Source organism: Streptomyces phaeofaciens, from assembly GCF_014648915.1.
Lineage (GTDB): Bacteria > Actinomycetota > Actinomycetes > Streptomycetales > Streptomycetaceae > Streptomyces > Streptomyces phaeofaciens.
This window is the reverse complement of sequence record NZ_BMSA01000013.1, coordinates 44087-59346: the sequence shown is the minus strand read 5'-3', so window position 1 is coordinate 59346 and position 15260 is coordinate 44087. Positions and strand designations below refer to the sequence as shown.

The following is a 15260-nucleotide window of genomic DNA, read 5'->3' as shown; positions in this document are numbered from 1 at the left end:
CTCCATCGTTGTCGGCATACGGCTGCCGAAGCCAGTGAGTGCACTACTGGTGTGCGGCGCCTCCAAAGCCGGCCGTGTCGGATCAGGTGTTCCTCTAGCCCTACCTGCTTTACCGAATCGATCGCAAGTGCATTTTGTTCGGTTATGTCCGTTTGTGGGTACTTGTTCGGGTGTTGAGGCACGTGACGAAGGCGTAGTGTTCGAGGGCATCGGCACGTCGTACGGTGAGCAGTTCCACAAGCAGTGAGCGAACCCGGGAGAGACACGCATGGACCGCGGGACGGTCGGCAGCGCACAGTCGGGCCGGCTTCTGGTCGAGGTGCGGCAAGAGGGATCCAGCGCCGTGGTGACCCCGGCGGGTGAGCTGGACCACCACACCGCCGATCTTTTGCGAGAGCCGTTGGAGGACTGCCTCTCCAAGGGGCTCAGCCGCCTGGTGGTGGACTGCTCGCGCCTGGAGTTCTGCGACTCCACGGGGCTCAATGTCCTGCTGGGCGCCCGGCTGAAGGCCGAGGCGGCCGGGGGCGGGGTCCATCTGGCGGGGATGCAGCCCGTCGTGGCGCGGGTCTTCGAGATCACCGGTGCGGACGCGGTCTTCACCGTGCACGACTCGCTGGACGCGGCGCTCGCCGACGAGGACGGCTGAGTTCCGCCGCCCGTCGCCCGGCTGTTCTTCGCCGCAGCGAAGACAGGGGTGTTCCGTCCGATACCCCGGGCAGGAGTCATCCTGAACATGTCGGCGGCAAGAGCGGCGGCGAGAGCGACAGCGAGGTTGGCGGAAACGCCGTTGATCCACGTATTGACTTCCGAGCGATGACATCTGAGTGATGACTTCTGAATCGTGCACTGGCGAATCGGTGAGGTGAAGCGCTGATGAGCACCACCCGGCCCTACTCGCCGGGCGACCGCGGTCCCGAGCAGGAGCCGGAGCCCGGCGGCGCTTCCGGGGCCTCGGACGGCCCCCAGGTCCGTCGGCTGAGCTTCGACGGGGCGAGCGGCGTCGTTCCGCTCGCCCGCGACTTCGCCCGTCAGGCGTTGTACGCGTGGGGCTGGCTGCCCGCGGCCACCGCGGACCGGCGGGCGGCCGCCGAGGACGTGCTGCTCGTCGTCTCCGAGCTGGTCACCAACGCCTGCCTGCACGCGGAGGGGCCGGAGCAGATGGTCATCGGCTGCGACCGGAAGGTGATCCGCGTCGAGGTCTCCGACCGCGGCACGGGCCAGCCGGCGCCCCGCACCCCGCATCGCTCCGGCCGCCCGGGCGGCCACGGCATGTTCATCGTGCAGCGCCTCTGCCTGGACTGGGGCGTCGTACGGGCGCCGGGCGTCGCGGGCAAGACGGTCTGGGCGGAACTGGGCGCTCCGGCCTGAGGGCCGGGCCGGTGCCACCATCGGTGCCGGGCTGAGTGCCGGTGCCGGTGCCCGCGCCGGGCCAGGTGCCGATGCCGGTGCCCGCGCCGGGCTGGGTCCGATGTCGGGCCGATCGTCGGCCTGAGCCCCGGGCCGAGCGCTCGTCCGTGTGCCGGCCTGAGCCCCGGGCCGAGCGCTCGTCCGTGTGCCGGCCTGAGCCCCGGGCCGAGCGCTCGTCCGTGTGCCGGCCCGAACGGTGCCCCCCGGGGTGCCACAGGTGCCCCGCCGCGCCCCGGGCGTCCTCCGAGTCCCCCGATTTCGCACGCCGGATCGTCACAACTCCGGCGTGCCCCTTCTCTTCCCTCCTCATCGTGCCGGGCGTACCTTGACGGCTCGATCTGATGCCTCGTCAGTTATGGCGGGGTGGTGGGAGTGAGGGGACGGACCGTGTCGAACCGGAAGCGAACCGCCGCGCTCGCGGCCGCCGCGGCCCTGGCCGGCTCGGCGGTCTGGATGGCCGCCCCGGTGGCCGTGGCCGAGGTCGTCGACGTCAACTACGCCTGCAAGACCCCCATCGGTGACAAGAGCGCCGTGTCGCCGATCGACATCAAGGGCGTCAAGAGCGGCAGCGGCTACAAGATCACCATGTCGTGGCAGAAAGGTGTCTCCTCCAGCCCGGTCGAACTCGGCAAGGGCTCGATGAACCCCAGCGCCACGATCAAGCTCGGCGGCGCGGACAGCGGCACGCTCGCCGTGACCGGCCCGGCGAACCAGGCCGCGATCCCCGAGAACACCCCGATCAAGATCAACGACCTGAGCGGCACCTACACCCCGAAGAAGACCGGCAAGGTCACCTTCACCGCCGGGATCCTCACCATCAAGGCGCTCGGTACGACGACCACCTGCACGCCCGGCAACAACCCCGGACCCTCCCTCACCCTCGATGTGACGGCGGCCGGCGGCACGGGCGGTTCGTCGACGGGCGGCTCGTCCACCGGCGGCTCCTCGACCGGCGGCGACACCGGCGGGGAACTCCCGCAGACCGGCCCCGAGGACTCCGCGATCGCCCTCGGCACCCTCGGCGGCACCGTCCTGCTGCTGGGCGCGGCCGGCACCCTCTGGCTGACCCGGCGTCACCAGCCCCGCTGACCTCCACCGACCGAGAGCCTCGCCGGAGCCGCCGATGCCGTCCGCCGCCCGCGCAGTCCTGCTGCTGTCCCTGCCGCTGCTGCTCGGCGCCACGCCCGGCCCCGGCGGCTGGACGGCCGTGCCCTCCGGCGGGGGTCGGCCGGCGTTCTACGCGGAGGGGGTGCCCGGGGCCGTGCTCCAGGACAGTGTGTCCGTGGTCAACCGGGGCGCGCGGGCGCTCACCGTGCGGCTGGCCGGCAGCGGGCTCCCCGTGACCTTCGCCGAGGCCACCCTGCGGGTGCCCGCCCGTACCCGGGCCGAGGTGCCGTTCGCCGTGACCGTGCCGTCGGACGCGGCGCCGGGCGAGCGGACCGGGGCGATCGTCGTACGGGAGTCCACGGGGCGGCGGGTCGCCCTGCGGCTGCTGGTGCGGGTCGGCGGGCCGGAACTGCCCGCGCTGACCGTCGAGCATGTGGCCGTGCGCGCGGACCGGATCACGTACGAGCTGGTCAACCGGGGGACGACCGAGCTGGTGCCGACGCTCGCGGTACGGGCGCGCGGGGTGCTCGGCACCGTACTGGAGCGTGCGCCGCGCGCTCTGCCCGTCCGGCTGCCCCCGGGCCGCCGGCTGCGGCTCGACGAGCCGTGGCCCGACCGGCCGGCGCTGGACTCCGTGACCGTGCGCCTGACGGTCACCGCGCCGGGCGCCGCGCGGGCCACCGGCCGGACCTCGGCCCGGTTCGTGCCGTGGGGAGCCCTCGCGGCGGGGACGGCGGTGGGCGCGCTGGCGGCCGCGGCGGCCGCCGCGGTCGTACGGCGGCGCGGGCGCGAGGCCGAAGCGAGGGGAGCGGGGACGTGAGACGGACGCTGCGGACGATGGTGCTGGCGGTGGCACTGGTCCTTCTCGTGCCGCCGGCGGGCGGCGTGGCCTCGGCGGCCGGAAAACCCGTCGTCACCCTCTCCGACTCCCAGGCGGGCACCGGCGGCGCGGTCACCGTCAGCGGCAGCGGCTGGCCGGCGCGCACCCTGCTGATGGTGCTGGTCTGCGGGCGGGCGACACCCGCCCGGGGTGTGGTCGGCGGCACCAACTCCTGCGCCAACGCGGACGGCCGGGCCGTCACCACGGACGCCGACGGCCGCTTCAGCCGCCGGCTGCCCGTGGCCGAGCCGCCGGTGCCGTGCCCGTGCGTGGTGCACGTGGCCACCGCGACCGGCGCGAAGGAACAGGCCGACGCGGTGTTCCAGGTGGCCGGCCACCCCGTCGAACCGCTGCCCGAGGAGACCTCCGGCGGACGGCTGTCCGTCCTCACCGACACCCGGCTGGAGGGATCGAGCGGACTGCTCACCTGGTTCGGGGCACCGGCCGACCGCACGCTCGTCTTCACCGTCGGCAATGTCGGCACCGCGGCCGTGAAGAACCCCGTCTTCCAGGTCGGCACCGCCCACGGCGTGTTCGCCCCGCAGTGGGACGAGCGCCAGTGGCGCGGCACGATCGCCCCCGGCAAGAAGGCCCGGGTCGCCCTTCCCGTCGAACTCGCCGCCGGTGCCCACGGCGACTACACCGTCTCCCTGAAGTACGGCGGGAAGGTCATCGCCGAGCAGCCGTGGGGCGTGGGCCGCCCCTGGGGCGTGACCCTGTTCTGGATCCTGCTCTGCGTGGTCGTGCCGGCCGCGGTGTTCCGTATCGGCATGGCGGTGGTCGACCGCGTACGGCCACCGCGGGCCGGCCGGCCCGGCCGCGGTCCGCGCCCGCACGCCCTGCGCCGCCGCACCCCCGGGCTCCACGCCTTCCGGCGCCGGACCACGGCCGCCCAGGATCCGCCCCCCGTGTCCGCCCCGACCCTGCCCTGGTTCACCCCGGACGCCGGTCCGGGCCCGGCGGCGGGCCGGCTCTCCGCACCGCACGACGACCGTCCGACGAGTCCGACGACTCCGAGCAGGAAGGGAACCCAGTGAGCGAGAGCGAGAGAGCCGCACCGCCCGGTGCGGGACGGCGGAAGAGGGCCGCGGCGGCCGGTGCCGTCGTCCTGTTCGCCGGAGCCGCCGCCCTGCTGGGCGTGACCGCCGGGCAGGCCCAGGCCGCCGAGGTGGCCTACGCCACCAAGTGCGTCCCGCCGTCGGGCATCGGTCTGCCCGACGTCAACGGGACCACCAAGGTCGAGATCACCGCCCCGGCGACGGCGAAGGTCGGCGACACCGTCGAGATCGTCTGGAAGTTCACCCAGGCCGCGTCGAAGAACCCCGACATCATCGACCTGCCCGCGAACTCGGTGCAGCCGTCCGGCACCCTCGAGGCGGCCGGCGCGCAGACCGCGGACATCGCGATGCAGGGGCCGCGCGAGAACCCGGCGATCCCCAAGGGCGGCGCGATGACGCTGTCCGACATGAAGGGCACGCTGAAGCTGACGGCGGCGGGGCAGGTGACGCTCACGCCGGGCGCGTACGTCGTCAACGCGCTGTCGACGGACACCAAGTGCGCGCCCACGGAGGCCGTGCAGCCGGCGGCGACCCTCACGGTGACGGCGGGGGAGGGGAGTTCGGGGTCGTCCAGCCCCAGCGGCTCGCCCGATCCCTCGGACTCGTCCTCGGCGAGCCAGTCCTCGTCGCCGTCCCCCTCGGACTCGGACTCGGCCTCGGCCTCGCCCAGCACCTCGGGTTCGCCCGGCCAGACCGACTTCACCGGCCAGGTCGTGGACGTCCCCTACACCTGCCAGTCGCCCATCGGCGAGAAGAAGGCGACCTCGCCGGTGCAGATCAACGCGAAGAAGAACGGCGGGAGCTACGACCTCACCGTGCAGTTCAAGAAGTCGGTGATGGACAGCCCGATCGACATCCCGGCCGACTCGGTGAAGCCGTCGATGCAGGTCGTGCTGGGCGGCTCGGACCAGGGATCGGTGCAGGTGACGGGCCCGACGAACGCCTCGGCCGTCAAGCAGGGGGATCCGATCGAGATCCCCGACCTGACCGGCACCTACAAGCCGGGCGCGACCGGTGAGTCCACGCTCTCCCCGGGCGTGCTGATCATCGAGGCCCTCGGTACGACCACGACCTGCACCCCGGACAGCACCTCCGTCTCCCTCACCCTGGACACCGAGGAACAGGCGAGCGGCGCGTCCGGCGGCAACGGCTCCTCCTCGTCCGGCGGGAGCACGTCCGGGTCCACGTCGACCAGCGGCGGCCTCGCCGAGACCGGCGCGGGCGACCACGGCACCCTGAAGGCCCTCGGCCTGGTCGCGGGCACGGCCGTGCTGCTCGGCGCGGCGGTGTTCACCTTCATGCCGGGGCGGACGCGGCAGCGCTGAAACGCCCGGAGGGCCACCCCGGCCGAAACCGGGATGGCCCTCCACAGAGCTACGGGACGGACGTCAGTTGACGTTGCCCATCAGTTCCTTGACGCGCTTGCGGTACATCCACACCGCGGCGCCGGCGGCGACGGCCAGGACGGCCTGGAAGGCCACGATGCCCGTCTTGTTGAGGTCGACGCCGGCGATGGCGAGCAGACCGGTGGTGGCGTCACCTGCGGTGACGGCCAGGAACCAGACGCCCATCATCTGGGAGGCGTACTTCGCGGGCGCCATCTTCGTGGTGACCGACAGACCGACCGGGGACAGCGTCAGCTCGCCGACCGTCTGGACGAAGTAGATGCCGACCAGCCACATCGCGGCCGCCTTGTGACCGCCCTCGGCGATCGCCAGCGGGGCGAGGAACAGGAAGAAGGACGCACCGATCATGACCAGGCCCATCGCGAACTTGGTCGCGGTGCTCGGCTCCTTGCCGCGGCGGGCCAGCGCCAGCCAGGCCCAGGCGAAGACCGGCGCCAGCGCCATGATCATGACCGGGTTGACCGACTGGTACCAGGAGACCGGGAACTCCCAGCCGAAGACCGTGTTGTCGGCGGAGGAGTCGGCGAACAGGGAGACGGTCGAGCCGCCCTGGTCGTAGATCATCCAGAACACGGCCGCGGCGACGAAGAACCAGATGTACGCGGACATCTTCGACTGCTCGGCGCGGTCCAGGTCCTTGTCCCGCTTGATGCGGGCGATGACCATGACCGGGATGACGAGACCGGCGATGGTGATCGGGACCAGCAGCCAGTTCAGGGTGTAGTGGCCGGTGACGACGACGACCGTGTAGAAGACGGCGGCGACGGCGGCCCACAGACCGGCCTTGCGCAGCGTGGCGGACTTCTCGGCGGCGCTCATCGGGGTCGGCACGACGTCCGAGCGGGCGTCGAGGTGGCGGCTGCCGAGCAGGAACTGGGCCAGACCCAGCGCCATGCCGAGCGCGGCGAGCGCGAAGCCCAGGTGCCAGTTGACGTTCTCGCCGATGGTGCCGATGACCAGCGGGGCGGCGAAGGCGCCGAGGTTGATGCCGATGTAGAAGACGGTGAAGCCACCGTCACGGCGCGGGTCGTCCGGGCCCTCGTAGAGGTGGCCGACCATCGTGGAGATGTTGGCCTTCAGCAGACCGGAACCGACGGCGACGAGGCCGAGGCCCGCGAAGAAGGTGCCGGAGTTCGGCAGGGCCAGGGTCAGGTGGCCGAGCATGATGATCGCGCCGGCCACGGCGACCGTCTTGCGGGGACCGAGGACGCGGTCCGCGAACCAGCCGCCGGGGAGGGCGAGCAGGTACACGAGGGACAGGTACACCGAGTAGATCGCGGTCGCGGTGGCCGCGCTCAGGTGCAGGCCGCCCGGTGCCACCAGGTACAGCGGGAGCAGGGCCTTCATGCCGTAGTAGGAGAATCGCTCCCACATCTCGGTCATGAAGAGAGTGGCCAGTCCGCGGGGGTGGCCGAAGAAGGTCTTCTCGGAACCGGGGGTGCCCGGGCGGACCGAGTCCTTCGTCAGGCTGGACGCCATGGTCGTTCCTTGCTGCTCGGGACGCGCGTGCATGAGCGGATGCGCGCCCGGTGGGGGGCGGCCGGCACCGGCGGGCGGGGGCCGTCCACCCCACGTCCATGGGGGGTCCGCTCCGGGTCGCGGAGCGGCGGACGGCGACCACCGGGATCCACGCCTCTGCGCGCGTCGCGCGGTCGAGGCCCGGCCGTAGGTCATTCCTTTCAGCGCCGGCGGGGGCGAGGCCCCGCACCGACTCGCACACAAAAGAGACCTTCAGCGTCACATGCGCCAAAGGTCCCTGTGGTGTACAGGCGTTGTTTCACCATACGTCAGCAGAGTGCCGGATATGGAAGGACTTGAGACACGGATCACAGGTGATCAAGGAACCGTGACGGGGTTTTGAAGGTCCGTACCATCCTGTCATCCCTCGACCGCAGGTCCGCCCCTCGGCCGACGAGGGCCGGTGCCCCGGCCGACGAGGGCCGGTGCCCCGGCTTGTCCCGGATGTCCCTGGGTAAGAAACGGCGCCGTCGATCACGCTTCGGGCCTTGCCCCGTGCGGACTACCATCAGCTCATGACCCGTGTACTGCTCGCCGAGGACGATGCGTCCATCTCGGAGCCGCTGGCCCGCGCACTGCGCCGGGAAGGGTACGAGGTCGAGGTGCGTGAGGACGGACCGACCGCGCTCGACGCCGGGATGCAGGGCGGCATCGACCTGGTCGTGCTGGACCTGGGCCTGCCCGGCATGGACGGCCTGGAGGTGGCCCGCCGGCTGCGCTCCGAGGGCCACACCGTGCCCATCCTGATCCTGACCGCGCGCGCCGACGAGGTGGACACCGTCGTCGGTCTCGACGCGGGCGCCGACGACTACGTCACCAAGCCCTTCCGGCTCGCCGAACTGCTCGCCCGGGTCCGGGCCCTGCTGCGGCGCGGCTCCGCCGAGCCCGCCCAGCCGCCGGCCACGCACGGGGTGCGGATCGACGTCGAGTCGCACCGGGCGTGGATGGGCGACGAGGAGCTCCAGCTCACCGCCAAGGAGTTCGACCTGCTGCGGGTGCTGGTGCGCGACGCGGGCCGGGTCGTCACCCGCGACCAGCTGATGCGCGAGGTGTGGGACACGACGTGGTGGTCCTCGACCAAGACGCTCGACATGCACATCTCGTGGCTGCGGAAGAAGCTCGGGGACGACGCGGCGAACCCGCGGTACATCGCCACCGTGCGGGGTGTGGGCTTCCGGTTCGAGAAGAGCTGAACGGGGCCGACGGTTCGCCTCCGGTCCGGGGAATCCGGGGGTGGGCCGCCCCGAACCGGTCCTTTGGCGTCACCGTCCGGAGAGCACCTTGCGTCGTCGTCTCATTCAGTCCACCCTCGCCGTCGTTCTCGTCGTCATCGCCGTCTTCGGGGTGTCGCTCGTCATCGTCGAGACCCGCACGATCAGCAACAGCGCCCAGGAACGGGTGGACTCCGAGGCGCTGAGGCTGGCCAGCATCGTGGACAGCCGGCTGGTGGGAGCGGAGAACGTCACCGCCGACATACTCCGCGACCAGGTCACCCAGGACCGCTACGCCATGATCCGGATCCCCGGGCGGCCGGCCATCGAGGTCGGCGACAAGCCCGAGGGCGACGTCATCCGGTCCACGGCCGAGGGCGAGGAGGGCGAGACCGTCCTGGTCCAGGAGCCGCGCTCCACGGTCACCCGGGAGGTCGGCCGCACCCTGCTGATCATCGCCCTGGTGGCGCTGCTCGCGGTGATCGCGGCGGTGCTGCTGGCCATCCGGCAGGCCAACCGCCTCGCCTCCCCGCTGACCGACCTCGCGGAGACCGCCGAGCGCCTCGGCTCCGGTGACCCGCGCCCCCGCCACAAGCGCTACGGAGTCCCCGAGCTGGACCGGGTCGCCGACGTCCTGGACTCCTCGGCCGAGCGCATCGCCCGGATGCTCACCGCCGAGCGCCGGCTGGCCGCCGACGCCTCCCACCAGCTGCGCACCCCCCTCACGGCGCTCTCGATGCGGCTGGAGGAGATCACCCTCACCGACGATCCGGACACGGTGAAGGACGAGGCCACGATCGCGCTCACCCAGGTCGAGCGGCTGACGGACGTCGTCGAACGCCTGCTGACCAACGCCCGCGACCCGCGCAACGGCTCCGCGGTCACCTTCGACCTCGACGAGGTCATCCAGCAGCAGCTCGCCGAGTGGCGGCCCGCCTACCGCGGTGTGGGCCGGGCCATCGTCAGCTCCGGCAAGCGGCATCTGCGGGCGGTCGGCACGCCGGGCGCGGTGGCCCAGGTGCTGGCCGCGCTGATCGAGAACTCGCTGATGCACGGGGGCGGCACGGTCGCGCTGCGCACCCGGGTGACCGGCAACCAGGCCGTCATCGAGGTCACCGACGAGGGCCCCGGCATCCCCACCGACCTGGGCGCGCGGATCTTCGAGCGGGCGATCAGCGGCCGCAACTCGACGGGCATCGGCCTGGCCGTCGCCCGCGACCTCGCGGAGGCCGACGGCGGCCGCCTGGAGATGCTCCAGGTGCAGCCGCCGGTCTTCGGTCTGTTCCTGTCCCGTACGGCGCCGGCGAAGAAGGCGCCGGAGGAGGACGAACCGACGGTCAGGTAGCCGGGGGCCGACGGCCGGGCGCGGAGACCTCCGCGGCGGCGCTCGGGCCCGCCGGTGGCGCTCAGGCCCGCTGGCGGGCCGTGGGCTTCGGCTTGCGGGCCTGCGGCTGCCCGGTGCCCCGGGGACCCTCCGCCAGGAAGGACTCCGCGTTGGCCACGGCCTCCTTCGCGGGCAGCGTCCGGAACACCCAGGTGCGATAGGACCAGAACCGGAACAGGGTGGCCACGCCGATGCCGAGGAACTTGAAGATGTTGCTCTGGAGCGGGCTGTCCCAGCCGAAGCCGTACGTCGCCGTGAACAGCAGCCCGTTCTCGATGACCAGCCCGACCACGCTGAACAGCAGGAACAGCGTCAGTTCCTTGGTCCGCCCGCTCTTGTCGCGGTCGCGGTAGGTGAAGTACCGGAACCCGATGTAGTTGAAGACGATCGCCACGATCGTCGCGATGACGCTGGCGCGCACCACCTGGAGGTCGGTGAACTGGCGTACGAGATTGAACACGCCCAGGTTGACCAGCAGCCCCGCACCGCCCACGGCGCCGAACTTGGCGAGCTCGCGGGCGAGCCGCCGCAGCCCCGAAGAATGCCCCGAGGAACCATGGTCCATGGCCGTGCAGGCCCCCGTCCGGGAGTCGGTTTCGTCAACCCAGCCATGCTAACCACCACTCTTGTCGGTTTCCTGTGGTCGAGCTCACGGGCGAGGGAACGGAACGCGAAGAAGCACCGAAAGAAACACCGGAACCAGCGCGGAAACAGGCGGGAAAAGAAGTACGGAAACACGCGGGGAAACCGCTGGTGTGAGGCGGGAAAGGGATCGGTAAGAGGCGCAGGACCCGGCCCCGGCGGGGCGAGGATCGGCCCTTGGCGGGGCGAAGGTCCGGCCCCGGCGAGGCGCGGGATCCGGCCGCCGTGGCGCGGCCGATACCCTGGGGGCGTGACGTTCCCGGTAGTCGGCATGGTCGGCGGGGGTCAGCTCGCTCGTATGACACACGAGGCGGGCATCCCGCTCGGCATCAGGTTCAAGCTCCTCAGTGACACCCCGCAGGATTCAGCGGCGCAGGTGGTGAGCGAGGTCGTCGTCGGCGACTATCGCGACCTCGACACGCTCCGTGACTTCGCGCGGGGCTGCGATGTGATCACCTTCGATCACGAACACGTACCCACCGAGCACCTCCGGGCGCTGGAGGCGGACGGCATCCCCGTGCGCCCCGGCCCGGACGCGCTCGTGCACGCCCAGGACAAGGGTGTGATGCGCGCGAAGCTGGACGCGATCGGGGTGCCGTGCCCACGGCACCGGATCGTGGCCGACCCGGCCGACGTGGCCGCCTTCGCCGCCGAAGGGGAAGGCTTCCCGGTCGTCCTCAAGACCGTCCGCGGCGGCTACGACGGCAAGGGGGTCTGGGTCGTCGACTCGGCCGAGGAGGCCGCGGCGCCGTTCCGCGCCGGCGTCCCGGTGCTCGCCGAGGAGAAGGTCGACTACGTCCGTGAGCTGGCCGCCAACGTCGTGCGCTCCCCGCACGGCCAGGCCGTCGCCTACCCGGTCGTCGAGTCGCAGCAGGTCGGCGGCGTCTGCGACACCGTGATCGCCCCCGCCCCCGACCTCGACCCGGCGCTCGCGCTGCAGGCCGAGGAGATGGCCCTGACGATCGCCAAGGAACTCGGTGTCGTCGGCCATCTCGCCGTTGAGCTGTTCCAGACCCGCGACGGCCGGATCCTCGTCAACGAGCTGGCGATGCGCCCGCACAACTCGGGCCACTGGACCCAGGACGGCGCGATCACCAGCCAGTTCGCCAACCATGTCCGCGCGGTCCTGGACCTGCCGCTGGGCGACCCGCGCCCCCGTGCGCCATGGACGGTCATGGTGAACGTCCTCGGCGGCGACTACCCGGACATGTACTCCGCGTATCTGCACTGCATGGCCCGGGACCCCCAGCTCAAGATCCACATGTACGGCAAGGACGTGAAGCCCGGCCGCAAGGTCGGTCATGTCAACACCTACGGCGACGACCTCGGCGACGTGCTGGAGCGCGCCCGTCACGCAGCCGGCTACCTGAGAGGCACGATCACCGAATGAGCCCAGTTGTAGGCATCGTCATGGGTTCGGACAGCGACTGGTCGGTGATGGAGGCCGCCGTCCAGGCCCTCGACGAGTTCGAGATCGACTACGAGGTCGACGTCGTCTCCGCGCACCGCATGCCCCGCGAGATGATCGCGTACGGCGAGCAGGCGGCGGAGCGCGGCCTGAAGGTGATCATCGCCGGCGCCGGTGGCGCGGCCCACCTGCCCGGCATGCTCGCCTCGGTGACGCCGCTGCCGGTGATCGGCGTGCCCGTGCCGCTGAAGTACCTCGACGGCATGGACAGCCTGCTGTCGATCGTGCAGATGCCGGCCGGTGTCCCCGTCGCCACCGTCTCGGTGGGCGGCGCCCGCAACGCGGGCCTGCTCGCGGCCCGGATCCTCGCCGCCCACGACGAGGACCTCCTCGCCCGGATGCGCGAGTTCCAGCAGGAGCTGAACGACCAGGCCACCGAGAAGGGCAAGCGGCTGCGCGCCAAGGTCGAGGGTTCCGCCGGCGGCTTCGGTTTCGGGAAGTGACGCGGATGACCTCCCTGGAGCGGGCCCGGGAACTGCTCGCCGAGTTCCCGGTCGCCGACGGGCACAACGACCTGCCCTGGGCCCTGCGCGAGCAGGTGCGCTACGACCTCGACGCCCGGGACATCGCCGCCTCCCAGACCGCCCACCTGCACACCGACATCCCCCGGATGCGGGCGGGCGGGGTCGGCGCGCAGTACTGGTCGGTGTACGTGCGCGCGGACCTGCCCGACGCGGTCCCGGCGACGCTGGAGCAGATCGACTGCGTCCGCCGGCTCATCGACCGCCACCCGGCCGACCTGCGCGCGGCGCTGACCGCCGCCGACATGGAGGCGGCGCGCGCGGAGGGCCGTATCGCCTCGCTGATGGGTGCGGAGGGCGGCCACTCCATCGCCAACTCCCTGGGCACCCTGCGCGGCCTGTACGGGCTCGGGGTGCGGTACATGACCCTCACCCACAACGACAACGTGGACTGGGCGGACTCCGCGACGGACGAGCCCGGCGTGGGCGGTCTGTCGGCGTTCGGCCGTGAGGTCGTGCGGGAGATGAACCGCCTCGGCATGCTGGTCGACCTCTCGCACGTGGCGGCGACGACCATGCGGGACGCGCTGGACGCCTCCTCGGCCCCGGTGATCTTCTCCCACTCCTCCGCGCGGGCCGTCTGCGACCATCCGCGCAACGTCCCGGACGACGTCCTGGAACGCCTCCCCGCCAACGGCGGCATGGCGATGGTGACCTTCGTGCCGAAGTTCGTCCTCCAGGCCGCGGTCGAGTGGACGGCCGCGGCCGGTGCGAACCTGCGCGCCCACGGGTTCTTCGACCTGGACACGACCGCCGAGGCGATGAAGGTCCACCGGGCCTTCGAGGAGGCCAACCCGCGCCCGGTCGCCACGGTCGCCACGGTCGCCGACCACCTCGACCACATGCGCGAGGCCGCAGGCATCGACCACCTCGGCATCGGCGGCGACTACGACGGCACGGCCTTCACGCCCGACGGTCTGAACGACGTCTCCGGCTATCCCAACCTGATCGCCGAACTCCTCGACCGCGGCTGGTCCTCCACCGACCTCGCCAAGCTGACCTGGCAGAACGCGGTCCGGGTGCTGGGTGCGGCGGAGGACGTGGCCCGCGGCCTTCAGACCACCCGCGCCCCGTCCCACGCGACGATCGAGTCGCTGGACGGCTGAGGGGGCTGTTCGTCGAGGGCGGGGTAGTCGGTGTAGCCGGCCGCCCCGCCCACGTACATGAAGTACCGGTCCCGTACGGGGTTCAGCGGCGCGCCGAGCCGCAGTCGCCGCACCAGGTCGGGGTTGGCCAGGAAGGGCCGGCCGAGGGCGACCAGGTCGGCGCCGGCGGCGAGCAGCCGCCCGGTTGCGGTGGAGACGGCCTCCGTGGTGAGGTCCGTCAGCACCGGATTGGCGATCAGCGCCCCCGGCCACGCGGCCCGGATCCGGTGGAACAGCGCGGTGTCAGGGTCGGCGTGCACCAGGTGCAGATACGCGAGTCCGAGGTCCTTCAGCCGCTCCACGAGGGCCGGGTAGAGGACGTCCGTGTCGTCCTCCCGGATGCCGTTGACGGTGTTCCCGGGGGAGACCCGCAGGCCCACCCGGTCCGGGCCGATCTCCGCGGCCACCGCCTCCACGACCTCCGCCACGAACCGGATCCGCCCGGCGAGCGAGCCGCCGTGGGCGTCGGTGCGGCGGTTGGTGGTGCCGGCCAGGAACTGGTGCAGCAGATGGCCGTTGGCGGAGTGCACCTCCACCCCCTCGAACCCGGCGTCGAGCGCGCGGCGGGCGGCCGCCGCGAAGTCGGCGACGGTGGCCCGGATGTCGTCCGGGGTCATCTCGCGGGGCGTGACGGAGGGCCGGTGCCCGTCCGGCGTGACGATCGTCTCCGGCAGCGGGACGGGCGAGGGGGCGACCGGCGTGAGCCCGCTGGTCGCCGGATGCCCGACCCGCCCGCCGTGCTGGAGCTGGAGGAACATCCCTCCGCCCCCGGCGGCCCGTACGGCGTCCGTCACCCGCCGCCAGCCCGCCACGTGCCGCGGGGTGTGGATCGCGGTGATGTTCGGGTACGTCTGCCCGACCGCGTTGGGCGTCGAGGCTTCCGCGACGATCAGTGCGGCGGAGGCGCGCTGGGCGTAGTAGGCGGCCATCAGGGGAGTGGGGGTGCCGTCGGCCTCGGCCCGGTTGCGGGTCAGCGGGGCCATGACGAGACGGTGGGGGAGGGTGAGGCGTCCCAGCCGGAACGGGGTGTCCTTGGTCGCGGTCATGGCCGTACCGTAGAAGCTGACATCAGTGTCAGATTCAAGCCCGGGAGGGCGGATGCGGATCGGGGAACTGGCCCGGCGGACGAACGTCAGCGAGCGCTCCCTGCGCTACTACGAGACCCAGGGCCTGCTGACGGCCGACCGGACGCCCGGCGGGCACCGGGACTATCCGGAGGCGGCCGTCGACCGGGTCGTCCTCATCCAGGAGCTGTTCGCGGCGGGCCTGCGCAGCACGAAGATCGCCCAGCTGCTGCCCTGCATGCGGGACGCCGACGGCGGCCCCTCCGCCGTCGCCACCCCCCGACTGGTCGCCGACCTCGGTGCCGAACGCGAGCGCATCGACCGCACGATCGCCGACCTGCTGCGCTCCCGCGACACCCTGGACGAGGTGATCCGCACGGCGCGGGGCGGCTGACCGGCCCGCGCCCGGACGGCGGGGCTCAGGGCCTCTCTTCCGGATCTTGCCGGCG

At 72.2% G+C, this 15260-nt stretch carries 15 protein-coding genes; 12 read left to right on the top strand and 3 right to left on the bottom strand.

Annotated elements, in window-relative coordinates:
- Window positions 1–268 precede the first annotated feature (268 nt).
- The 6 genes from IE275_RS22005 (at window position 269) to IE275_RS21980 (ending at window position 5777) form a co-directional block, all read left to right on the top strand.
- Window positions 269–646, top strand: coding sequence for an STAS domain-containing protein (locus tag IE275_RS22005; RefSeq protein ID WP_189713063.1), 378 nt, complete (start codon window positions 269–271; stop codon window positions 644–646).
- Between the two features lie 227 nt (window positions 647–873).
- Window positions 874–1368, top strand: a complete 495-nt coding sequence (locus IE275_RS22000; RefSeq protein ID WP_189713062.1) for an ATP-binding protein — start codon at window positions 874–876, stop codon at window positions 1366–1368.
- Between the two features lie 426 nt (window positions 1369–1794).
- Complete coding sequence (locus IE275_RS21995) at window positions 1795–2496, top strand: LPXTG cell wall anchor domain-containing protein (protein WP_189713061.1); 702 nt, start codon at window positions 1795–1797, stop codon at window positions 2494–2496.
- A 34-nt stretch (window positions 2497–2530) separates the two neighbouring features.
- The gene (locus tag IE275_RS21990; RefSeq protein ID WP_189713060.1) at window positions 2531–3334 is read left to right on the top strand and encodes a COG1470 family protein; all 804 of its coding nucleotides are present in this window, start codon (window positions 2531–2533) and stop codon (window positions 3332–3334) included.
- A gap of 17 nt (window positions 3335–3351) precedes the next feature.
- Window positions 3352–4431, top strand: a complete 1080-nt coding sequence (locus IE275_RS21985) for a hypothetical protein (RefSeq protein ID WP_189713241.1) — start codon at window positions 3352–3354, stop codon at window positions 4429–4431.
- 71 nt (window positions 4432–4502) lie between these two features.
- Window positions 4503–5777, top strand: coding sequence for a hypothetical protein (locus tag IE275_RS21980; protein WP_189713242.1), 1275 nt, complete (start codon window positions 4503–4505; stop codon window positions 5775–5777).
- Between the two features lie 63 nt (window positions 5778–5840).
- Here IE275_RS21980 and IE275_RS21975 read toward each other — a convergent pair whose 3' ends face one another.
- Window positions 5841–7337: an oligopeptide:H+ symporter gene (locus IE275_RS21975; RefSeq protein ID WP_189713059.1), complete on the bottom strand. Its 1497-nt coding sequence runs from the start codon at window positions 7335–7337 to the stop codon at window positions 5841–5843.
- 554 nt (window positions 7338–7891) lie between these two features.
- Between IE275_RS21975 and IE275_RS21970 the strand changes: the two genes are divergently transcribed.
- Entirely contained in the window at window positions 7892–8569 is a 678-nt protein-coding gene (locus tag IE275_RS21970; protein ID WP_189713058.1) for a response regulator transcription factor, read from the top strand.
- 88 nt (window positions 8570–8657) lie between these two features.
- Window positions 8658–9932, top strand: coding sequence for a sensor histidine kinase (locus IE275_RS21965; protein WP_189713057.1), 1275 nt, complete (start codon window positions 8658–8660; stop codon window positions 9930–9932).
- Between the two features lie 61 nt (window positions 9933–9993).
- Here IE275_RS21965 and IE275_RS21960 read toward each other — a convergent pair whose 3' ends face one another.
- Window positions 9994–10536 carry a GtrA family protein gene (locus IE275_RS21960; RefSeq protein ID WP_189713056.1) on the bottom strand — a complete coding sequence of 181 codons (543 nt, stop codon included), beginning with the start codon at window positions 10534–10536 and terminating at the stop codon, window positions 9994–9996.
- Between the two features lie 327 nt (window positions 10537–10863).
- On the opposite strand from IE275_RS21960, the gene IE275_RS21955 reads away from it, so the two are divergent.
- The 3 genes from IE275_RS21955 to IE275_RS21945 are packed head-to-tail and all read left to right on the top strand — an operon-like array spanning window position 10864 to window position 13708.
- The gene (locus IE275_RS21955) at window positions 10864–12003 is read left to right on the top strand and encodes a 5-(carboxyamino)imidazole ribonucleotide synthase (RefSeq protein WP_189713055.1); all 1140 of its coding nucleotides are present in this window, start codon (window positions 10864–10866) and stop codon (window positions 12001–12003) included.
- A complete protein-coding gene (purE, locus tag IE275_RS21950; RefSeq protein WP_189713054.1) occupies window positions 12000–12524 on the top strand; it encodes a 5-(carboxyamino)imidazole ribonucleotide mutase in 525 nt (174 codons plus the stop codon). The genes IE275_RS21955 and purE overlap by 4 nt, the downstream gene beginning before the upstream one ends.
- A gap of 5 nt (window positions 12525–12529) precedes the next feature.
- Window positions 12530–13708 carry a dipeptidase gene (locus IE275_RS21945; RefSeq protein WP_189713053.1) on the top strand — a complete coding sequence of 393 codons (1179 nt, stop codon included), beginning with the start codon at window positions 12530–12532 and terminating at the stop codon, window positions 13706–13708.
- Here IE275_RS21945 and IE275_RS21940 read toward each other — a convergent pair.
- Window positions 13657–14793 (bottom strand): oxidoreductase, encoded by a 1137-nt coding sequence (locus tag IE275_RS21940; protein ID WP_189713052.1) that lies wholly within the window; start codon window positions 14791–14793, stop codon window positions 13657–13659. The genes IE275_RS21945 and IE275_RS21940 overlap by 52 nt on opposite strands.
- Window positions 14794–14845: 52 nt before the next feature.
- Here IE275_RS21940 and IE275_RS21935 point away from each other — a divergent pair, with 52 nt between their 5' ends.
- Window positions 14846–15205, top strand: coding sequence for a MerR family transcriptional regulator (locus tag IE275_RS21935; RefSeq protein WP_189713051.1), 360 nt, complete (start codon window positions 14846–14848; stop codon window positions 15203–15205).
- The last annotated feature ends 55 nt before the right edge of the window (window positions 15206–15260 follow it).